The sequence below is a fragment of the Rhodococcus sp. 05-2254-2 genome (assembly GCF_002259095.1).
Taxonomy (GTDB): domain Bacteria; phylum Actinomycetota; class Actinomycetes; order Mycobacteriales; family Mycobacteriaceae; genus Rhodococcoides.
The window spans coordinates 594,826-615,825 of record NZ_NOZJ01000001.1 but is presented as its reverse complement, the minus strand read 5'-3'; the positions used below and the strand labels follow the sequence as shown (position 1 = coordinate 615,825).

Sequence of the window (21,000 nt, the reverse complement as noted above, 5' to 3'; positions counted from 1 at the left end):
TTCGAACGAGAAACGCCCCGTACAGGAATTCCTGTACGGGGCCGTGAACTCTTTTCCCGCTGCTAGCGGGCTGGGCGCAGCTCGCGAGGCAGGGAGAACACCAGGGTCTCGTTGGCGGTGGTGACCGGCTGTACGTCTGCGTAGCCGTGCTCGGCGAACAGTTCGATGACGCCCTGCACCAGGATCTCCGGTACGGATGCACCCGAGGTGATGCCGATCGTCTCGACCCCGTCGAGCCAGGCCAGGTCGATTTCCTTGGCGTAATCGACGAGGTAGCTCGCCCGCGCACCCGCGCCCAGTGCGACCTCGACCAACCGCACCGAGTTCGAGGAGTTCTTCGACCCGACGACGATCACCAGATCGCATTCCGGTGCCATCGCCTTCACCGCGACCTGACGGTTCTGCGTGGCGTAGCAGATGTCGTCGCTCGGCGGGTCCTGGAGCGTCGGGAAGCGCTCGCGAAGCTTGGCGACCGTCATCATCGTCTCGTCGACGCTCAGCGTGGTCTGGGACAGCCAGATGACCTTGCTCTCGTCACGGACGGTGACGTTGGCAACCGAGTCGGGGCCGTCCACCAGCTGAATGTGCTCGGGTGCCTCGCCTGCGGTGCCCTCGACCTCCTCGTGGCCCTCGTGGCCGATGAGCAGGATGTCGTAGTCGTCGCGAGCGAAGCGCTTGGCTTCCTGGTGCACCTTGGTCACCAACGGGCAGGTGGCGTCGATCGTGCGCAGGTTCCGCTCGGCCGCGGACGTGTGCACGGCGGGCGAGACGCCGTGCGCGGAGAACACGAGCAGCGATCCCTCGGGCACCTCGTCGGTCTCTTCCACGAACACCGCGCCGCGATCGGACAACGTCTCGACCACGTGCTTGTTGTGCACGATCTCCTTGCGCACGTACACCGGCGCACCGTGCTGCTCGAGCGCCTTCTCGACGGTCTCGACCGCACGATCGACACCAGCGCAGTAGCCCCGCGGCTCCGCGAGCAGCACTCGCTTACCCCCGGCGTACGAGGACTTACCCGTACCGGCGGACTGTGCAATACCAAGATTCAGAGGAACAGCCGAAGACATACCTCCCAGGATACGTGCACCGAGCTCGCCTGCCTCGTTTCCATGTCCTCCGGCCCCGGCTGCAACGGGTCCTACAGCCTGTCGGCTACCCAAAGTTCACCGTTTCGGGCAGTCTGGTGGGCATGACTCGAGTCCCCTTTGCAGCGCGTGTGGCTGCAGGCGTCGCCGTGACCGTCGTGGAAGAGGCTCGCAAGCTTCCCGGTTCCGCTCTGATGCTGCCGATGACGGTCGTCAGCGAAGCGCTGGCCCGCGGGATGCGATTTCAGCAGCAGGTGACGGCGTTGGCCATCAAGGGCGATCTGATCATCGCGAGCTTGCCGGTGATCGGGACCCCCACCGAGGAGCAGCCCTCCTGGGCCAGCTTCGACGAGGACGAAGACGACGTGTTCGACGCCCTGGTCGTCACCGACGACGTCGATGTGCCGGACGCCCCCGTGGCCGAGCCGGTCGCGGCGAACGGCCGCTTCGCCTTGTACTCGACGCCTCCGCTGGACGAGCCGGTGCAGGACACCTCGGCCAAGCGCGCGCCCTCTGCGGACAAGCCCGAGATCGTCGAGATGATCGACTTCGACACCCTCGCCCTTGCCCAGCTGCGCGCACGCCTGCGCACGCTTTCGATCGAGGACCTCGAAACTCTGCTGGACTACGAGAACGACACGCTCGCCCGCGCACCGTTCCAGACCATGTTGGCCAACCGCATCACCACCGCCAAGGCCAAGTGAGCACTCCCTCAACCCAGTCCGGTCCCACCCAGCCAGGCTCGAGCACCGCCGAACAGCCGTGGCCGGTGCGTACCGTCGCCATGAAGGTGGCGGGCTGGATCGACAAGCTCGGCTCCATCTGGGTGGAGGGCCAGCTCACGCAGATCAACGCGCGTCCCGGTACGAGGACGGCGTTTCTGACGCTGCGTGATCCGTCGGCCGACATGTCGTTGTCGGTGACGTGTTCGCCGCAATTGCTCGACCGCTCTCCGGTTCCGTTGACCGAGGGTGCGCGCGTCATCCTCTACGGCAAGCTGTCGTTCTTCACCGGCCGCGGAACCATTTCGCTGCGCGCCACGGACATTCGCGCGGTGGGCGTCGGCGAACTGTTGGCCCGCATCGAGCGGCTCAGAGCGCTCCTCGCCGCCGAGGGGTTGTTCGACCCACGCCTCAAGCGCCCGTTGCCGTTTCTGCCGGGCACCATCGGCCTGATCACTGCGCGCGCCAGCGCAGCCGAGAAGGACGTGCTCACCGTGGCGCAGAGGCGTTGGCCCGCGGTTCGATTCGAGGTTCGCAACACTCCGGTCCAGGGGCCACAGTCGGTGCCGGCGATTCTGGATGCGCTGAAAGATCTGGACGACGACCCCAGCGTCGATGTCATCATCCTCGCCCGCGGCGGCGGAAGCGTCGAGGATCTGCTGCCGTTCTCGGACGAAGCCCTGTGCCGCGCCATCTCGCGCGCCACCACGCCGATCGTCAGTGCCATCGGCCACGAGCCCGACAGCCCACTGAGCGATCACGTCGCGGACCTGCGCGCCGCAACTCCCACCGATGCCGCCAAACTCGTGGTGCCCGACGCCGTCGCCGAACAAGCCCTGGTCTCGGAGTTGAAGTCGAGAAGTGCTGCAGCGCTGCGCAATTGGGTCGAGCGCGAGGCACGCGGACTGGACATGCTCCGACACCGTCCGGTACTGGCGGACCCGTTGGCCTCGCTCGAGCAACGCCGCGAGGAGGTTCGACGTCTGCTGGAGGCGGCGCGACGCGACGTGCAACGCGAACTCACCACCCAGGACACGCTCGTCGAGCATCTGCGGGCCAGGCTGTCGACGCTGGGGCCTGCTGCCACACTTGCTCGGGGCTATGCCGTCGTACAGCGGGTGGTTGCGGGTTCGGATCCCGAGGTTCTCCGTTCGGTCGAGGACGCGCCACCGGGTACACAGATCAGAGTGCGAGTGGCCGACGGTGCCGTCACCGCCGCAGTCATGGGGCGAGTCAAATGACAGAAGGAGTACGTATGAGCGAGAACGAAGACAAGCCGGTATCGGAACTGGGCTACGAAGAGGCCAGGGACGAACTGGTGGGCGTGGTGAAGATCCTCGAGCAGGGCGGGCTCGATCTCGACGCCTCCCTGGCCCTGTGGGAGCGCGGAGAGCAGCTGGCCACCCGCTGTGAGGAGCAGCTCGCCGGAGCCCGCAAGCGGATCGAGACCGCGCTCGCGAGCACCGAGAAGGACAGCTAGGGCTCCAGCGGTTCGGCGACCTCGAGGGCCTCGGCGAGCGTGGTGAAGTCTGCGTCGTTCGCGGTACCGCCCAGCAGGATTCGCACGTCACCGAAGTCGGAGACCCAGTACTTCCGCGAACCCTCTTCGCCGTAGACGACCCAGTCTCGACCCGACACGTTCTGCGCGCCCGACGCGTACACCGTCTCGTCGCCGGCCACGAAGGGGACCAACACTTCCTCGACGGCGCTGGTCTGGGTCAGCTGCAGATACGCACCCGATCCGGTGATGTACCCGACAGTCGACACCGGTCCCCCGTTGTCGCCGGAGATCGTCGGACGACTGCCCGAGTTGGGCGTCCAATCCTCCGGAACAGCCGGATTACGCACCGGAAAGCCGATTTCCGACGCGTCGTACTGCAACGCGGTGTCCACGTCGAAGTTGGGGATGGGCCCCTGCTGGGGCCCGCCGGGGCTCAGCGAGCACTGACTGGCGATGCCCGCAATCAACAAACACGCGATGACCAGCGGAATGAGCGACCACACCATGTCGCGACTGTTGTTGAGAATCCGAGGTTTGCTGTTCGCCACCCCACCAGTATCCCCTCTGCGCAGCAGTGCTCGGTCGGCGCGTGCCTCACAGACCACCCGACCCCACGGCAGACATCACAGAAGTGAGATAATCGCGCCTGGGTAACACCCCACCAACCAGGAGGCTACAAACCGATGACGGCCAGCACCGAGTCCACTCGCGCCATGGCGCCAGATCGCAACCTCGCACTCGAACTCGTACGCGTCACCGAGGCCGGTGCGCTCGCCTCGGGTCGCTGGGTCGGTCGCGGCGACAAGGAAGGTGGCGACGGAGCAGCAGTCGACGCCATGCGTCAGTTGGTCAGCTCGGTCTCGATGCGCGGCGTCGTCGTCATCGGCGAGGGCGAGAAGGACGAAGCGCCGATGCTCTACAACGGCGAACAGGTCGGCAACGGCAACGGCCCCGAGGTCGATTTCGCCGTCGACCCCGTCGACGGAACCACGTTGATGGCCAAGGGCATGCCCAACGCCATCTCGGTTCTCGCCGTCGCCGAGCGTGGCGCGATGTTCGATCCGTCCGCCGTCTTCTACATGAAGAAGATCGCCGTAGGACCCGACTTCGCCGACGTCATCGACATCACCGCACCGGTCGCGGAGAACATCGCCCGCGTCGCCAAGATCAAGAAGGGATCCACCTCCGACGTCACGGTGTGCATCCTCGACCGCCCCCGGCACGCCGAGCTGATCCAGCAGGTGCGCGACACCGGCGCTCGCATTCGACTGATCTCCGACGGCGACGTCGCCGGCGCCATCGCCGCCGCCCGTCCCACCTCCCCCATCGACATCCTCATGGGCACCGGCGGAACTCCCGAGGGCATCATCGCCGCGGCCGCCATGCGCTGCATGGGTGGCGCGCACCAGGGCATGCTGGCTCCGACCGACGACGACGAACGCCAGAAGGCGATCGACGCCGGACACGATCTCGATCGTGTCCTGTCCACCGAAGACCTGGTCTCGGGCGAGAACGTCTTCTTCACCGCCACCGGCGTCACCGACGGCGACCTGCTCCAGGGCGTCCGATACTCGGGCGGCGGCGCGCACACGCAGTCCATCGTGATGCGCTCGAAGTCCGGCACCGTCCGCATGATCGACGCGTACCACCAGCTCAACAAGCTCAAGGAGTACTCGACCATCGACTTCGACGGCGACACCTCCGGCGCCATCCCGTCCTTCTGACCGTCCGCTCGACGAAGTTTCCGCTCCCCTACCGAGGCAAGAGGTCAATGACAGAGAACGAACAGCAGTTCCGGATCGAGCACGACACCATGGGAGAGGTTCGCGTTCCCATCGATGCGCTCTGGCGTGCCCAGACGCAGCGTGCCGTGGAGAACTTCCCCATCTCGGGCCGTCCGCTCGAACGCACTCAGATTCGCGCGATGGGCCTGCTCAAGGCAGCCTGCGCGCAGGTCAACAAGGATCTCGGTCTGCTCGACGGCGCACTGGCCGACGCGATCATCGCCGCTGCCACCGAGATCGCCGACGGCAAGCACGACGACCAGTTCCCGATCGACGTCTTCCAGACCGGCTCGGGCACCAGCTCGAACATGAACGCCAACGAGGTCATCGCGTCGATCGCGAAGGCGGCCGGCGTCGAAGTACACCCCAACGACCACGTGAACATGTCGCAGTCCTCCAACGACACGTTCCCGACGGCAACGCACGTCGCCGCCACCGAGGCCGCCGTGACGTCGCTCGTGCCCGCACTGCGCCACCTCCACGAGGCTCTCGTGGTGAAGGCCACCGAGTGGAAGCACGTCGTGAAGTCCGGCCGCACCCACCTCATGGACGCCGTTCCGGTCACCCTCGGTCAGGAATTCGGCGGCTACGCCCGTCAGATCGAAGCAGGCATCGAACGCGTCGAGGCCACCCTGCCGCGGCTCGGTGAACTGCCCATCGGCGGCACCGCCGTCGGCACCGGCCTCAACGCACCCGACGGCTTCGGCCCGAAAGTCGTTGCAGCACTGGTTGCGTCGACCGGGATCGACGCACTCACCGCGGCCAAGGATTCGTTCGAGGCACAGGCCGCACGTGACGGACTCGTCGAGGCATCGGGCGCACTGCGCACCATCGCGGTCTCACTGACCAAGATCGCCAACGACATTCGCTGGATGGGATCGGGACCGCTCACCGGACTCGGCGAGATCACCCTCCCCGACCTGCAGCCCGGTAGCTCCATCATGCCCGGCAAGGTCAATCCCGTTCTCCCCGAGGCTGTTACGCAGGTCGCGGCTCAGGTCATCGGCAACGACGCGGCAGTCGCATTCGGCGGCGCGTCGGGCGCATTCGAGCTCAACGTGTACATCCCGATGATGGCGCGCAACGTGCTCGAGTCGTTCAAGCTGCTCGCCAACGTTTCGGTCCTGTTCGCCGACAAATGTGTCGTCGGCCTCGAAGCCAACGTCGAGCACCTCAAGACCCTCGCCGAGTCCTCCCCGTCCATCGTGACGCCGCTGAACTCCGCGATCGGCTACGAGGAAGCTGCCGCCGTCGCAAAGCAGGCACTGAAGGAGAAGAAGACGATCCGTCAGACGGTCATCGACCGCGGACTGATCGGCGACAAGCTCAGCGAAGCAGAACTGGACAAGCGCCTCGACGTACTCGCCATGGCGAAGGTCAAGGACTAGCTTTCCCGTTCGCCCCGTCGGACGCTTGAAACAGCCCGCCCCCGGTGGGATCAATGTGGGTTTCAGTCACTCTGACTGCAACAAAGTCGCATTGATCCCAACCGGGGGCGGGTTCGTTCGAAAAGGGCCGAACCTCAGGCGAGGTGTGCGAGTTCCTCGCGTGCCTTCAGGCCGTCCTCGCCCAGATCGGTGCGGTCGAAGATCTTCCAGCCTGCGAGCAGCGGCTTGAACACCTTGTCGCGTTCCTGGTCGGCGTCGTAGATTCCGGCTTCGGCGAGCGCGGCGGTGCTGCTGCCACGGTCCGGGAGGTCGACCTCGGGAATCTTGAAGCCGTTGATCCGGTCCGCGATGGCGCGAGCGGCCTGATCGGGCACCACGGCGAATGCCTCGTCGAGGATGCTGGCGAAGAATGCCGACTGCAGCGCGTCGTCGTCGGCGATCCGGCCGAGGATGGTGGCGAGCACCGGATCCTTGCCGAGGGCGATGGTGTTGCGGTTACGCAGCGAGGCTGCGGCTTCCTCGATGGCGAAATGCGCGAGAATGTCGAGCAGATGCTGGCTGGGGGCGTCGTATCCCAGCGTCATGTGTTCCATCCGAACGCGCTCGAGGGCGACCGGATCGACAGCGCGGGTCAGCACCAGGAAGTTGCGCAACACGATCGACTGTCGGTTCTCCTCCGACGTCCATCGGCCGGTCCACTTCCACCAGGCTCCGAGACCGGTGAGGGCGTGGGCCAATTCGCGGTGGTACGCGGGCAGGTTGTCGGCCACCAACACGCCGACCGTTGCGGACAGGATTTCGACATCACTGAGGTGCGACTGCTCCGGCGTCCAGTCCTCGCCGCCGAGGAACGCGAAGTTCTTGCCCTCGTCGAACGGCGCGAGATCGTGGGGATGCCAGTCGCTGGCTGCCTCGATGTGGCGTCGTAGATTCTCTTCGACCGCGGGCTCCAAACGGACCAGCAGATCACCGTCGGACAGGTTCGTAGACATGCGGTAACCGTAGCGCCTACGCCCGAGCGCCCGACGCCGTGCCCCTGACCATTGTGAATTCTCCTAACGCCAGGTCGTTGCGGGTCTATTCTCAGGTGCATCCAGTCATCGACGTGAGGACTCCTCATGATGCGGTCGGGGCGAAATTTTCTGTGTCTTGCTGTCGTGTGCTCGATGGTCGTGCTGGTCGGGTGCTCGAACGACACACCCGCCGCAGAAAGCCCGCCGACATCGGAGCCCGCGCCGCCCAGCGACCTCTCCCCCGGTCAGGTTGCAGGCGTCGATGTTCCGACCGGCCGCGTCGACGAGGCGGTCGGCAAGCTCGACGGCATCGCCGAGGAGTTGATGGCGTCGTCGAACATTCCCGGTATGGCCATTGCCGTCGTGCACGGCTCGGACGTCGTCTACTCGAAGGGCTTCGGCGTTCGCGAGGTGGGTGAGAACGACCCCGTCGACGGCGACTCGGTGTTCCAGTTGGCCTCGCTGTCGAAATCGGTCGGTGCGACGGTCATCGCGTCCCAGGTGGGAGCGGGCGTGGTCGACTGGTCTACGCCGGTGGTCTCGCAGCTGCCGTGGTTCGCGCTCGACGATCCCTGGGTGACGGAGAACATCACGGTCGGAGACTTCTACGCCCACCGAAGCGGGCTTCCCGAGCATGCCGGTGATCTGCTCGAGGACCTCGGCTACGACCGGCGCCAGGTTCTCGAACGCCTCAGGGAGGTGCCCCTCGACCCGTTCCGGTCGACGTACCACTACACCAACTTCGGAATCACGGCCGCGGCCGAGGCCGTCGCTGCGGCGTCGGGCAAGGACTGGGACACCCTCAGCCAGGACACGATCTACGGCCCGCTCGGCATGACCTCGACCAGCTCGTCGTTCGCGGACTACATCGCGCGGGCCGACCGGGCCGTACCTCACGTTCTCGTCGACGGCGAGTATCAGGCGAAGTATCAGCGGGAACCCGATGCACAGACCCCGGCCGGTGGCGTCAGCTCTTCGGTGAACGATCTCGCGAAGTGGCTGACGATGCTGGTGGCCGACGGTACTCACGACGGACGAGAGATCGTCGATCCCGACGCCCTCCTGCCCGCCGTCAGTGCGCAGATCGTGTCGAGCCCGTCGGCGACGCCGGACTCACGCTCCGGCTACTACGGGTACGGATTCAACGTCTCCACCAGTGCGGCCGGCCGCACGACGGTGAGCCACTCGGGAGCGTTCGCGCTCGGGGCAGGCACCAACTTCCTGTGGATTCCGTCGCTCGACGTCGCCATCGTCGTACTGACCAACGCCGCGCCCCTCGGTATCGCCGAAACGGTGACCGCCGAGTTCGCAGACCTCGTTCAGTTCGGTGAGGTGCGGGAGGACTGGCGAACGCTGTACAAGAATGCGTTCGCCGGCATGAGCGAACCGGAAGGCGAGCTCGCGGGCAAGACCGCTCCCGCGAATCCCACAGCGCCACAACCTCTCGCGTCGTACACCGGGGTGTACCAGAACAGTTACTGGGGGCCGGCGACGGTGGCGGAGGTCAACGGTGAGCTGCTGTTGTCCCTCGGACCGAACTCGACGTCGTACGAGTTGTCGCCCTGGGACGGTGACACGTTCACGTTCGAGCCGACCGGCGAGAACGCGCCCGACGGAACCATTTCCCAAGCGACGTTCGACGCGAATACGCTGACGCTCGAGTTCTTCGACGGCGATGGATTGGGGCGGTTCACGAAATGACCGAGACACAGCAGGCAACCGAGACCGTGCTGGATCTGTTCGACGCGTTGCGAAGTCGAGACACCGATCGCGCGATGTCTCTGCTCGACAACCGCATCGTCTGGCACAACGTCGGGTTGCCCAAGGTGCGCGGCCGCGCGAACGTGGGCAAGTTCATGGCGATGCTGGCCAGACCTGCGTTCGGCTTCGACGTGATCGTGCACAACATCGCGGCCGACGGGAATGTCGTGCTCACCGAGCGCACCGACGTCCTGATCTGGCGGCGACTCCGAATCGAGTTCTGGGTGTGCGGAACCTTCGAGATGCGCGACGGCAGAATAGCCGTGTGGCGGGACTACTTCGACACCGTCGACTTCCTGAAAGGCGTTGTGCGAGGCATCTTCCGGGTCGCCGTGGGCCGGTGACCCAGGTGAGCGGAACCTCGTAGTGGGCTACGAGGCAGGAGTGGAGCCTGCGGAACGACCCGCAGGCTCCACGCTCACGAGGGGGGTCAGGCTCCCGACGGGCCGAACTCTTCGAGCATTTCCGTCACCAGTGCAGCGATCGGTGAACGCTCGCTGCGGGTGAGGGTGATGTGCGCGAAAAGTGGGTGTCCCTTGAGCTTTTCGATCACTGCGGCAACGCCGTCGTGACGTCCGACGCGGAGGTTGTCTCGCTGAGCGACGTCGTGGGTGAGTACGACGCGTGAGCCCGAACCCAGCCGGGACAGAACCGTCAGCAGCACGTTGCGCTCGAGTGACTGTGCCTCGTCGACGATGACGAAGGAGTCGTGCAGCGATCGACCACGAATGTGCGTCAGCGGCAACACTTCCAGCATTCCGCGGGCGATGACCTCCTCCATCACCTCCGGGCTCGCGAGCCCTTCGAGGGTGTCGAATACCGCCTGACCCCAGGGGCCCATCTTCTCGCTCTCGCTACCGGGGAGGTAGCCGAGCTCCTGGCCGCCGACGGCGTAGAGAGGCCGGAAGACAACGACTTTCCGATGCGAGCGACGTTCGAGAACGGCCTCGAGTCCGGCGGTCAGCGCCAGAGCGGACTTACCGGTGCCTGCCTTTCCGCCGAGCGAGACGATGCCGATGCTCTCGTCGAGCAGAAGATCCAGCGCCACGCGCTGTTCCGCCGAACGACCGTGCAGACCGAACGCCTCACGCTCACCGCGAACGAGTTGGATCTGCTTGTCCGGCGTGACGCGCCCCAGCGCACTCTGCCGTCCGGCAAGCAGTCGAACTCCGGTGTGGCACGGCAGGTCTCGCGCCTCCGCCAGGTCGATGACACCGTCGTTGAACAGCGTGTCGACCGCATCGGACGGTACGTCGAGCTCGGTCATGCCGGTCCAACCGGAGGGAACGACGTCGTGAGCGTGGTATTCGTCGGCGGGGAGACCGACAGCACCGGCCTTGACGCGCAACGGAATGTCTTTGCTGACCAACACCACGTCCTTGCCCTCGGCCGCCAGATTCAGGGCGCAGGCGAGGATACGAGAATCGTTGGAGTCGGTGCGGAATCCGACGGGAAGAACCGAAGGATCGGTGTGATTGAGCTCGACTTGCAGTGTGCCACCGGAGGTTCCGATGGGAACCGGCTGGTCGAGTCGACCGAATTCTACGCGCAGGTCGTCGAGCATGCGCAAGGATTCCCGCGCGAACCATCCCAGTTCGTGATGGTGGCGTTTGCCCTCCAACTCGCTGATGACGATCAGCGGGAGTACCACATTGTGCTCGGCGAATCGGATGACTGCCCAGGGGTCCGACAGCAGGACCGAGGTGTCGAGCACGAATGTCCGAAGAGGGGCGGAAACGGAGCGTGAAGTGGTCACGTGGGGCTCCTACGTCTGCGCGGCACCGCGCAAACTCTGTCGCTCGGCCGGTCGGGTCCGATGTGTCAGGTGACACGAGGACCGGGTACCGGCCCTCTCGCGCTCACTAGCTCAGTCACGTATCAGAACCTCCCGCACAGGTAGCTTCCCCGCTGCCTGTTACTGCCGACGGTACCGCCGAAATCGGGTATCGGCTCGCTGGAAGTCTGGCGTGTCGGTGAACAACGCGTTACGTCGACATCGCCCCAGGTCGCCGGCCGACCGGTGCCGAAAGTGCCCTCCCCCGGGGTGAATCAATGCGACTTCCTTGCACTCGGATCGACTGAAAGCCACATTGATCCACCGAGGTTGGGTGAATGGACCACTGCATACGTCTGAGCGCTGCAATGGTCCATTCACGCAGATCGGCGGCCGGTGTGGATGGACCACTGCAGACGTCTGAGCACTGCAATGGTCCATTGACGCAAACAAGGGTGCACGCGGGCGAGGGCGCACGCGGACCGGGTGGGCGAATCTGCAGAAGAGCCCAGCGTCAGCCGAGCAGTCCCCAGTCTTCGAGGCCCTCGTAGAGTGGCTTGCTCTGTGCCAGTTTCACGACGCGGTCCTTGAGGGAATCGCTGGCTTCACCGGTGGCCAGGGCGGTGGCGATGATGTCTGCGACCTCGGTGAACTCGGCTTCGCCGAATCCGCGAGTTGCCAGTGCGCCGGTGCCGATGCGCAGACCGGAGGTGACCATCGGCGGGCGCGGGTCGAAGGGCACTGCGTTGCGGTTGACGGTGATGCCGACCTCGTGCAGGAGATCCTCGGCCTGCTGGCCGTCCATTTCCGAGTTGCGTAGGTCCACCAGTGCGAGGTGCACGTCGGTGCCGCCGGTGAGGACCGATACACCCTTGTCTGCGACGTCGGCACCGGTGAGACGCTCGGCGAGCAGCGATGCACCGAGGAGGGTGCGCTCCTGGCGTTCCTTGAACTCGGGCGTCGCAGCGATCTTGAACGCAACGGCCTTGGCGGCGATGGCATGCATCAGCGGGCCGCCCTGCTGGCCGGGGAACACTGCGGAGTTGAGCTTCTTGGCCCATTCCTTCTTGGCCAGGATGATGCCGGAGCGGGGTCCGCCGAGGGTCTTGTGCACGGTGGAGGAGACGACGTCCGCGTACGGCACGGGTGAGGGGTGCACGCCTGCGGCGACGAGTCCGGCGAAGTGCGCCATGTCGACCCAGAGCAGTGCGCCCACTTCGTCGGCGATGGAGCGGAACGCGGCGAAGTCCTGGTGACGCGGGTAGGCCGACCAACCGGCGATGAGCACCTGAGGCTTGGCGGCGATGGCCTGCTTGCGCACCTCGTCCATGTCGATCCGGTGGTCTTCCTTCGACACCCCGTAGGACTCGACCTCGTAGAGCTTGCCCGAGAAGTTGAGCTTCATGCCGTGCGTGAGGTGGCCACCGTGCGCGAGGTCGAGGCCCATGATCTTGTCGCCCGGGTTGATCAGTGCCATCAGGACCGCGGCGTTGGCCTGTGCTCCGGCGTGCGGCTGCACGTTCGCGAACTCGGCACCGAAGAGTTCCTTGGCGCGGTTGCGCGCGAGATCCTCGACGATGTCGACGTGCTCGCAGCCGCCGTAGTAGCGGCGGCCGGGGTAGCCCTCGGCGTACTTGTTGGTCAGGACGCTGCCCTGGGCCTGCAGCACCGCGCGGGGAACGAAGTTCTCCGAGGCGATCATCTCCAGCGTGTCGCGCTGACGCCCCAGCTCACCGGCCATCGCTTCGGCGACCTCGGGATCGAGTTCGGCCAGTGACAGGTTGTTGACGTCAGTCATAACAGGAGTCTCCAAGGGACAGCAGAATAAAGGGGGCCAGGCCAGTTTACGAGACGCGCAGTGCACCGGGTGTCAGTGGCTCGTCGAGCAGCCTGCCGAACAGTTGCGCGCGCTCACTGGCCGTCTCACCTCGGTCCAGCCAGCCGGCGAGCAGCTTGTAACCCTCGACGTAGGTGCTGATGTACGCCCGCCAGAGCGGGGAGGACAGAAACCGCAGGCTGTGCCGGGCGCGCTGCGGCGATGCCAACGACCATCGCTCCAGGTAGGCGGCCACGTCGTCCTCGCTCTTGTGCTGATCGTGCAGCAGCAACGCGGCGTCCTGCCGCACCCCCAACAGCCGGCTCGACGCGGCCGCGAGACGCTCGGCCTTCTCGCCGTCGAATCGCAGCCCCAGATCGGCGTAGATCTCCTGAGCCCACAGGCCCCAGCCTTCGCCGACGACGGCACCGAGCGCGTGATCGGCCAACCCCTCGGCCATCAGGCACTGCGGGGTGTTCACCACGAACAGTGTCTGCTCGAGTTGGCCCGCACCGACCAGTCCGGTCTCCTTGCGGCAGTGTTCGGTGTGGTGACCCGGGTAGGACTCGTGCGCGATCAGGTGCGGCAGATTGGCCATCTGCTGCTCGATGTCGGAGTTGATGGCGACGGTGGACTGGAAATCGCCGAGGTAGTAGTTGAATCCGGACCACGGCTTGTCGCCGACGACCTCGTAGGTGACCTTCTCGGTGTCGGGCAGCGTGTATTCGGCGCGGACGCGGTCGCGCAGCGCGGACGAGAACGCCTCGACGCAGTCCTGCAGTCGGTCGGCCGGAATGACGTCGGCACGGCGATGCGCGATCAACCGTTCGCCGAGCGACCCGGGACCGGCGAGAACCTCGTCCATCTTGCGGTGTGCCTGCAGGTACTGGTCCTGATCACCGGCGGAGATTCGGACGTCGAAGTAGGCGTGGACCTCGTCGACGAAGCCGATGTCCTCGCCTGCGAACTTGCGCGCCGAGCATTCGAGTGCCCGCAGGTGGACGTCGAGGAACGTCGTGCGCTCGGGTGTCAGATCGACGTTGCCGAGCTCGGTGCGCAGTGTCTGTGCTCGACGGATCAGCTCACGCGGCTCGGGGGCCGGGGCGTTCTCGGTGATACGACGCAACTCGGGATCGCCGGTGTACGCGTCGACGAATCCGTCTTCGAGCCGGTCGAAACTCAGGCCCAGCAACAGGTATTCGCGAACCAGGGTAGAAGCATCCATAACCGAACCCTAGTACGGCGAACGACCCCGCCCGTGCGCGATCGACCGGCACCGAGCACAATCTGGAACCATGCGACTCGCGCTCGACAGGAGCTCAGCCGAACCCTCTGCAGCTCCGATGTGGCAAGAGTGGAGCCTGCGGAACGATTTTGGTCGGAGTCGTGCGTGAGCGAGTCCAGTCCGTACGTCGAGTTCGACCGTGTGCAGTGGCGCACGCTGCGTCAATCCACGCCGTTGGTACTGACCGAGGAAGAACTCGTCGGTCTGCGTGGTCTGGGCGAACAGATCGATCTCGACGAGGTGGCCGAGGTCTACCTACCGCTGGCACGACTGATTCACCTCCAGGTCGCGGCCAGGCAACGGCTGTTCGCCGCGACCGCGACGTTCCTCGGCGAGAAGCACCCCGACCGTCAGGTCCCGTTCGTCATCGGTGTCGCGGGGAGCGTCGCCGTCGGAAAGTCGACGACGGCCCGTGTGCTGCAGGCGCTCCTGGCCAGGTGGGACCACCATCCGCGGGTCGATCTGGTCACCACCGACGGATTCCTGTACCCGACGGCCGAACTGATGCGTCGAGGCATACTGCACCGCAAAGGATTTCCCGAGAGCTACGACCGGCGCAAGCTGCTCAGATTCGTCACCGAGGTCAAGTCAGGGACCGAAGAGGTGGGCGCACCGGTCTATTCGCACGTCTCGTACGACATCGTCAAGGGCCAGTACCACATGGTCCGGCAGCCCGACATCCTGATCGTGGAGGGGCTCAACGTATTACAGACCGGACCACGGTTGATGGTCTCGGATCTGTTCGACTTCTCGATCTACGTCGACGCGCGAATAGAGGACATCGAGAGCTGGTACGTCAAACGCTTTCTCGCGTTGCGCAAGACGTCGTTCACCGACCCGTCCTCGCACTTCCACCACTACGCAGGCCTGTCCGACGACCACGCGCAGATCGCGGCCGAGGATCTGTGGCATTCGATCAACCTGCCGAATCTGGTGGAGAACATCCTGCCGACGCGACCGCGAGCGACCATGGTGCTGCGCAAGGACAACGACCATGCGATCAACCGGCTGCGGCTTCGTAAGTTGTAGAGCTCAGATACCGAACCGACGGTGTCTGGCCGCGAAGTCACGCAGCGCCCGCAGGAAGTCGACGCGTCGGAATTCGGGCCAGTAGGCCTCGGTGAACCAGATTTCCGAGTAGGCGCTCTGCCACAGCAGGAAGCCGGAGAGTCGCTGTTCGCCCGAGGTGCGGATGACGAGGTCCGGATCGGGTTGGCCGGAGGTGTAGAGATGGCTACCGATCTCGTCGACGTTGATGGAGGCCACCAGTTCGTCGCCGCTGACGCCCTCGGCGATCTTCTCGGTCACCAGGGACTGCACGGCGTCGGCGATTTCCTGCCGACCGCCGTATCCGACGGCAACGTTGACGTGTGTTCCCGACCGTCCCTCGGTGAGCGCAGCCGCTTCCTTGAGTCGACGCGCGGTCGACGCGGGCAGCAGATCGAGGGTGCCGACGAGTTTGACGCCCCAGTTCATCTCGGGTCCGCAGATCTCCTCGACGACGTCGGTGATGATGTCGAGGAGAGAATCCAGTTCGTCGGCGTCGCGGCGGAGATTCTCGGTGGAGAGCAGGTAGATGGTCGCCATCTCGATTCCGGCTGCGTCACACCAGCCGAGCATCTCGGCGATCTTCAGTGCGCCCATGCGGTGCCCGTGCGCGACGTCGGTGAACCCGTTCTCGCGAGCCCAGCGGCGATTGCCGTCGCACATCACCGCAACGTGCCGCGGGTGCTGCACGCCTTCGAGCTGGCTCAGCAGACGCCGCTCGTACACGTTGTAGAGAACGCCGCGGACCTTCTGCGGAATGATCACCACTGCTTCGTCACCACTGCCCCGTCACCGCTGCTCTCATCACCACGAAGGATCACCTTACGCCGACGTCTGCGAGGCGGTCGCCGGTACAGTAGCGTCAGAACCTACGGTTGCGTAGGTTCAAGGCGGCGACACGGGAGGCAATCGACATGACGATGTTCGGACTCGACGAGATACCCGTCAAACCGCGTATGCGCGGCTGGATTCACCTGTACGCGTTCGGCGTGGCGGTGGTGTGCGCGATCACTCTCGTCACGCTCGCGTTCAGCATGGTCTCGGTCAGTGCGGGTGTGGCCGTGAGCGTGTATTCCATCACCGTCTGCGGCGTGTTCGGGGTCAGTGCCACTTACCACCGCGTGCACTGGAAGACCACGGCGTCGCAGATCTGGATGAAGCGCGCCGACCATTCGATGATCTTCCTGTTCATCGCGGGGAGCTACACCCCGTTCGCCGTGCTCGGTCTCCCCGGCTCGACCGGACGCACGTTGCTCGTCGTCGTATGGGCCGGGGCTCTCGCCGGGGTGGCCCTGAAGATGTTGTGGCCCACCGCTCCCCGCTGGGTCGGGGTACCGCTGTACCTGCTCCTCGGCTGGGCGATCGTCCCGGTCGCACCCACGCTGATCGACCATGTCGGCTACGCGCCGTTCGTCTTGCTGCTCGTGGGCGGAGTCTTCTACAGCATCGGAGCCGTGCTGTACGCCACCAAGTGGCCGAATCCATGGCCGACGACCTTCGGCCATCACGAGTTCTTCCACGCGGCAACGGTATTGGCGGCAACCTGCCACCTGGTTGCCGTCTGGCTCGTACTGTTCTGATCGACCTCAGGTGGTTCGGGATGCCTTGTCTCGATACATCAGTGCGTCGGCGCGCTGAATCAGCCGGTCTCTCGGCTCCCCCGGCTCACGCACTGCGACGCCCACGCTCACCGATACCCCGAGCAGATTCGATCCGAACGGCACCGGCTCGCCGCAGATCGCCGACCGCACCGATTCGGTGACTTCGGCGGTGTCGAGGCCCGTCGACCCGTCGAACGTCACCGCGAACACGAATTCGTCTCCTGCGTATCGGCCGACGACGCTCCCGCGCGGCGACCACTGGTGCAGTCGACGGCCCGCTGCCTCGAGCACGGCGTCACCTGCCGGGTGACCGTGCGCGTCGTTGATCGATTTCAACCGATCGACGTCGACGAAGGCCAGGGCAACCGGCAGATCCTCGGCGATCCATTCGTCGACGTGGGCGAGCAGAGGACCTCGTCGTAGCAATCCGGTCAGCTCGTCGCGCTCGGCGCGATCGCGCCAGTGAACGGTGTCGTCGACGACGGGATTGACCAGGTCCAGCAGTGCGACGATGAACCGTCGCCCGGCGATCGTCGAGATTCCGACGTGCATCCAGCAGGAGACGACCTCCCCGTCGACGCGCCGCACTCGACGCAAGGCTCCGATCGGTCGACCGTGGTCGGTGGAGCCTGCCTCGGGGTAGCGGTGCTCGAGTTGGACCGCGATACGCGTCGCCGACGCGCGATCCCCGAGCGGCACGAAATCTGCAACGGGTCGGCCGATCATGTCGTCCACGGCGCACCCGAGCACGCCCTCGCACAGGGTGTTGGCCCCGACCACCTCGTAGTGCATCGAGTGCACCATGGCCGCCATCGGAACCGCGGCCACGAACTGGGCGACAGCAGCGCGCTGGTCGTCGGTCACAGCCTCGTGCACGGTGTCCGCACGCAGCACACCCTCATTCATGACACCTTCGCTCATGACACCGTCGATCCATTGGTAGACGCTCGACCGCCCCAGGCCGAGGAAACTCCCGGCAACAGTACTGTTGCTCCGTCGAAGCATCGACGAGCGTGGTCAACTCCGCAGCGCGAACGGCAATTCTTCGGCAGAGGTCACAGGACGGTCGCACACGAAGCCACGACACACGTACGCCGTTTCGAGGCCGTCGACCGGTGGACGGTCGGTCAGCAGCACCGACGAATCCGTCACGCCTGCGACCACCACGGAACCGCCGGGAGCCAGAGCCCGGACGACCGAGAGCAGGTCGCCGCCCGGTGCCGTCGACACCGCGACCTGAATGGGACCGCGAACGGACGCTTCCGCGACCGCCAGCCAGTGGCCACCGGACCTGGGTGCTCGTTCGAGAATCGAGGCCGATCGCGCCAGCGACGCAGCCGCCAGTTCGCCGTATCGCGCCGAGGACGTGTGATCGACCAACGCCGCTGCGGTGAGCAGCGCCTCGGCCATCGTCGACGCGCCCGACGGGGTGGCCCCGTCGATCGGGTCACGAGGCCGGGTCACGAGAGTCTCGGCATCGTCGGCGGTGTCGAACCACGCGCCGACGTCGTCCGAGTCCGCGAAGTGGTCGATCGCGGCATCGACGATCGACGTCATGCGCTCGGTCCAGACCGTGTCTCCGGTGGCCTGGAACAACGCTGCCGCCGCGACGGCGAGAGCCGCGTAGTCCTCGAGCACACCCGTGGCCTCCCCGACTGCAGTGCCGAGCGAGGCGCGGCGGACTCGGCCCGACTCGACGTGGCCGGCGAACAGTTGCTCGCCGCACTCGACTGCCGCGTCGACCCATCGCGGTTGTCCCAACCCGGTCCCGGCCTCGACCAACGCCGTGATCGCCAACCCGTTCCACGCGGTGACGACCTTGTCGTCGCGGCCCGGTTGCGGCCGAGTCGCGCGAGCGGCGAACAACGTGCTGCGCACTCGGGCGAACCGGTCGTAGTCCTCGGGTTCGGCGGGCAGCTGCAAGACCGACATGCCGGCCTCGAACGTGCCTGCCGAGTTCACCGCGAACAGCCCTGCTGCCCACACACCGTCCTCGAAGCCGAGTGTCTCGGTCAGTTGCTCCGGAGTCCACGCATACGTCAGACCCTCGATGCCCTCGGTGTCGGCATCGAGTGCCGACGCGAAACAGCCGTTGGCCGTGCGTAATTCACGCAGCATGAACTCCGCGGTGTCCGACGCCACCCGCCGGGCGAGCGCATCGTCGTCGACTCGCGCTGCGTGCGCGTAGAACCGCAACAGCAGGGCGTTGTCGTAGAGCATCTTCTCGAAGTGCGGGACGATCCACTCGGCATCGACGGAGTAGCGCGCGAATCCCCCGCCCAGCTGGTCGTAGATACCCCCGCGGGCCATGGCCGACGCGGTTCGGCGCACGACGCCGAGAACCTCGGTGTCGCCGGTGCGTTCGTAGTGCCGAAGCAGCCCTTCGAGCAGCGCGCCGGGCGGGAACTTCGGTGCTCGGCCGAAGCCGCCGTAGAGGGTGTCCTCGTCGGCGCAGATCGCGGAGACCGAGGCCGCCAATGCATCGGCGTCGATCGGGCGACCGCCTGCGGGCACGCCTGCGCTGTGTTTGCGAAGTTCGGTGACGATGTCGGCGGAGGCGTCGAACACCTCCTGTCGCCGCGTCGACCAGGTGTCGGCGATCGCGGTGAGCAACTGCTGGAACGACGGCATTCCCTGACGCGGAGCCGGCGGGAAGTAGGTACCGCAGTAGAACGGTTCGGTGTCGGGGGTCAGGAAACACGTCATCGGCCACCCGCCCTGGCCGGTCATCGCGACGGTGGCGTTCATGTACACCGCGTCCAGGTCGGGTCGTTCCTCGCGATCGACCTTGATGCACACGAAATGCTCGTTCATCAGCGACGCGGTCGCCTCGTCCTCGAACGACTCGTGTGCCATGACATGGCACCAGTGGCACGCCGAGTATCCGATCGACAGCAGGATCGGAACATCGCGATCGCGAGCGGACTGCAGTGCCTGCGGTCCCCACTGCTGCCAGTGCACCGGGTTGTCCGCATGTTGCTTCAGATACGGGCTGGTGGACTCACCCAGGGCATTGGCGTCGAGCATCAGGGCTCGTCGGAGACGACGGGTTTGGTTCGGTTCTGATCCGGCGGAAACGGATCTGCCAACCCGCCGCGATCGGTGCCCTCGTCGAGAGCCTGATCCAACGTCGGATCCTCCTGCTCGAAGGTGGCGGGCAGACGCTTGATCTTCTTGTTCATGGACCAGATCAGCAGTGCCGTTCCGACCAACAGCGCGACCAGGATCACCAGACCGATGGGCGAGGACTTACCGAATTCGGGACCGGTCGGCTGCTGGGCGAGGATCGAAACGATCATTTGTCGGTCTCTTCTATTCCGGCGAACAGGTCCGTCTCGGGCAGCGACGTCGTGACCCGAGTGCGGGCCAGCTCGAACTCTTCGGTGGGCCACAGCTTGCGCTGCACGTCCAGCGGCACGGCGAAGAACGAGCCGTTGGGATCGATCTGCGTCGCGTGTGCGCGTAGGGCGTCGTCGCGCTGCTCGAACCAGTCACCGACGGTGACCTGAGTGGTGATGCGGCCGATGATCTCGTCGCGCTGGCCGTCCCACCGCTTCAGCCAGTCCACGAACGGGCTCTCCTCACCGCGGTCGATGAACCAGTCGTGGAACAGCTGCATGCGCTTACGAATGAAGCCGTGCGAGTAGTACAGCTTGAGCGGAGTCCAGGGCTCACCGGCGTCGGGGAAGCGTTCGGGATCGCCCGCTGCCTCCCATGCCGCCATCGAGACCTCGTGGCACCGGATGTGGTCCGGGTGCGGGTACCCGCCGCGTTCGTCGTACGTGGTGATGACGTGCGGCTTGAACTCGCGAACCACCTTCACCAGCGCCTCGGTCGAGACCTCCAACGGGACCAACGCGAAACAGCCGTCGGGAAGCGGCGGGAGCGGATCGCCCTCGGGCAACCCGGAGTCCTCGAACCCGAGCCACGTCTGCTGCACGCCCAGCACTCGGGCGGCCTCGGCCATCTCCTCACGCCGAACCTCGTGGATACGCTCGTGCACGCCCGGAATGTCCATCGCCGGATTGAGGATGTCTCCCCGCTCGCCACCGGTCAGGGTGACGACCAGAACATCGTGTCCTTCGGCCGCGTAGCGAGCCGTTGTCGCAGCGCCTTTGCTGGATTCGTCGTCGGGATGGGCATGCACTGCCATGAGCCGCAGTCCGGACACGTTCTTCCTCACCTCGGATTCGCCTGATTCTTGCCTGCCCCTATAGTTC

At 65.6% G+C, this 21,000-nt stretch carries 20 protein-coding genes; 9 read left to right on the top strand and 11 right to left on the bottom strand.

Features of this window, described 5'->3' with window-relative positions:
• Positions 1-62: 62 nt before the first annotated feature.
• Positions 63-1,070, bottom strand: coding sequence for a 4-hydroxy-3-methylbut-2-enyl diphosphate reductase (locus tag CH283_RS03110; RefSeq protein ID WP_068052876.1), 1,008 nt, complete (start codon positions 1,068-1,070; stop codon positions 63-65).
• A gap of 122 nt (positions 1,071-1,192) precedes the next feature.
• On the opposite strand from CH283_RS03110, the gene CH283_RS03105 reads away from it, so the two are divergent.
• From CH283_RS03105 to CH283_RS03095, 3 genes are read left to right on the top strand one after another with little or no spacing between them, the layout of a single operon-like run.
• The gene (locus CH283_RS03105; RefSeq protein WP_094641185.1) at positions 1,193-1,792 is read left to right on the top strand and encodes a lipid droplet-associated protein; all 600 of its coding nucleotides are present in this window, start codon (positions 1,193-1,195) and stop codon (positions 1,790-1,792) included.
• Positions 1,789-3,051, top strand: coding sequence for an exodeoxyribonuclease VII large subunit (xseA, locus tag CH283_RS03100; protein ID WP_068052861.1), 1,263 nt, complete (start codon positions 1,789-1,791; stop codon positions 3,049-3,051). The genes CH283_RS03105 and xseA overlap by 4 nt, the downstream gene beginning before the upstream one ends.
• Before the next feature lie 14 nt (positions 3,052-3,065).
• Positions 3,066-3,290 carry an exodeoxyribonuclease VII small subunit gene (locus tag CH283_RS03095; RefSeq protein WP_068052858.1) on the top strand — a complete coding sequence of 75 codons (225 nt, stop codon included), beginning with the start codon at positions 3,066-3,068 and terminating at the stop codon, positions 3,288-3,290.
• Here the strand turns inward: CH283_RS03095 and CH283_RS03090 are convergent.
• Positions 3,287-3,859, bottom strand: coding sequence for a DUF4245 domain-containing protein (locus tag CH283_RS03090; RefSeq protein WP_094641183.1), 573 nt, complete (start codon positions 3,857-3,859; stop codon positions 3,287-3,289). The genes CH283_RS03095 and CH283_RS03090 overlap by 4 nt on opposite strands.
• A gap of 135 nt (positions 3,860-3,994) precedes the next feature.
• Here CH283_RS03090 and glpX point away from each other — a divergent pair, with 135 nt between their 5' ends.
• Both glpX and CH283_RS03080 read left to right on the top strand, forming a co-directional pair.
• Positions 3,995-5,035, top strand: a complete 1,041-nt coding sequence (gene glpX / locus CH283_RS03085; protein ID WP_068052852.1) for a class II fructose-bisphosphatase — start codon at positions 3,995-3,997, stop codon at positions 5,033-5,035.
• Positions 5,036-5,082: 47 nt separating this feature from the next.
• Positions 5,083-6,483: a class II fumarate hydratase gene (locus CH283_RS03080; RefSeq protein WP_094641182.1), complete on the top strand. Its 1,401-nt coding sequence runs from the start codon at positions 5,083-5,085 to the stop codon at positions 6,481-6,483.
• Positions 6,484-6,617: 134 nt separating this feature from the next.
• On the opposite strand, the gene CH283_RS03075 is transcribed toward CH283_RS03080, so the two are convergent.
• Positions 6,618-7,475, bottom strand: a complete 858-nt coding sequence (locus CH283_RS03075; RefSeq protein ID WP_068052840.1) for an acyl-ACP desaturase — start codon at positions 7,473-7,475, stop codon at positions 6,618-6,620.
• Positions 7,476-7,604: 129 nt separating this feature from the next.
• On the opposite strand from CH283_RS03075, the gene CH283_RS03070 reads away from it, so the two are divergent.
• Together CH283_RS03070 and CH283_RS03065 are read left to right on the top strand one after the other, a co-directional pair.
• Positions 7,605-9,197, top strand: coding sequence for a serine hydrolase (locus tag CH283_RS03070; protein WP_094641524.1), 1,593 nt, complete (start codon positions 7,605-7,607; stop codon positions 9,195-9,197).
• A complete protein-coding gene (locus CH283_RS03065) occupies positions 9,194-9,601 on the top strand; it encodes a limonene-1,2-epoxide hydrolase family protein (protein ID WP_176460387.1) in 408 nt (135 codons plus the stop codon). Before CH283_RS03070 ends, CH283_RS03065 begins: the two co-directional genes overlap by 4 nt.
• 86 nt (positions 9,602-9,687) lie before the next feature.
• On the opposite strand, the gene CH283_RS03060 is transcribed toward CH283_RS03065, so the two are convergent.
• From CH283_RS03060 to CH283_RS03050, 3 genes are all read right to left on the bottom strand, one after another.
• Complete coding sequence (locus tag CH283_RS03060; protein WP_170945933.1) at positions 9,688-11,013, bottom strand: PhoH family protein; 1,326 nt, start codon at positions 11,011-11,013, stop codon at positions 9,688-9,690.
• Positions 11,014-11,545: 532 nt separating this feature from the next.
• Positions 11,546-12,829 carry a serine hydroxymethyltransferase gene (glyA, locus tag CH283_RS03055; RefSeq protein WP_037191396.1) on the bottom strand — a complete coding sequence of 428 codons (1,284 nt, stop codon included), beginning with the start codon at positions 12,827-12,829 and terminating at the stop codon, positions 11,546-11,548.
• 46 nt (positions 12,830-12,875) lie between these two features.
• A complete protein-coding gene (locus CH283_RS03050; protein ID WP_094641181.1) occupies positions 12,876-14,072 on the bottom strand; it encodes a DUF885 domain-containing protein in 1,197 nt (398 codons plus the stop codon).
• 165 nt (positions 14,073-14,237) lie between these two features.
• Between CH283_RS03050 and coaA the strand changes: the two genes are divergently transcribed.
• Complete coding sequence (coaA, locus tag CH283_RS03045) at positions 14,238-15,161, top strand: type I pantothenate kinase (RefSeq protein ID WP_037191653.1); 924 nt, start codon at positions 14,238-14,240, stop codon at positions 15,159-15,161.
• 3 nt (positions 15,162-15,164) lie between these two features.
• On the opposite strand, the gene CH283_RS03040 is transcribed toward coaA, so the two are convergent.
• Positions 15,165-15,947, bottom strand: a complete 783-nt coding sequence (locus CH283_RS03040; protein WP_037191390.1) for an isoprenyl transferase — start codon at positions 15,945-15,947, stop codon at positions 15,165-15,167.
• A gap of 146 nt (positions 15,948-16,093) precedes the next feature.
• Here CH283_RS03040 and trhA point away from each other — a divergent pair, with 146 nt between their 5' ends.
• Positions 16,094-16,759, top strand: coding sequence for a PAQR family membrane homeostasis protein TrhA (trhA, locus tag CH283_RS03035; protein WP_068052828.1), 666 nt, complete (start codon positions 16,094-16,096; stop codon positions 16,757-16,759).
• A gap of 6 nt (positions 16,760-16,765) precedes the next feature.
• On the opposite strand, the gene CH283_RS03030 is transcribed toward trhA, so the two are convergent.
• The 4 genes from CH283_RS03030 to mca form a co-directional block, all read right to left on the bottom strand.
• Positions 16,766-17,701: a diguanylate cyclase gene (locus CH283_RS03030; RefSeq protein WP_176460388.1), complete on the bottom strand. Its 936-nt coding sequence runs from the start codon at positions 17,699-17,701 to the stop codon at positions 16,766-16,768.
• A gap of 96 nt (positions 17,702-17,797) precedes the next feature.
• Positions 17,798-19,807, bottom strand: a complete 2,010-nt coding sequence (locus tag CH283_RS03025; protein WP_094641179.1) for a thioredoxin domain-containing protein — start codon at positions 19,805-19,807, stop codon at positions 17,798-17,800.
• Positions 19,807-20,079, bottom strand: coding sequence for a hypothetical protein (locus tag CH283_RS03020; protein ID WP_094641178.1), 273 nt, complete (start codon positions 20,077-20,079; stop codon positions 19,807-19,809). Before CH283_RS03020 ends, CH283_RS03025 begins: the two co-directional genes overlap by 1 nt.
• The gene (mca, locus tag CH283_RS03015) at positions 20,076-20,951 is read right to left on the bottom strand and encodes a mycothiol conjugate amidase Mca (RefSeq protein ID WP_176460389.1); all 876 of its coding nucleotides are present in this window, start codon (positions 20,949-20,951) and stop codon (positions 20,076-20,078) included. The genes CH283_RS03020 and mca overlap by 4 nt, the downstream gene beginning before the upstream one ends.
• Positions 20,952-21,000 lie beyond the last annotated feature (49 nt).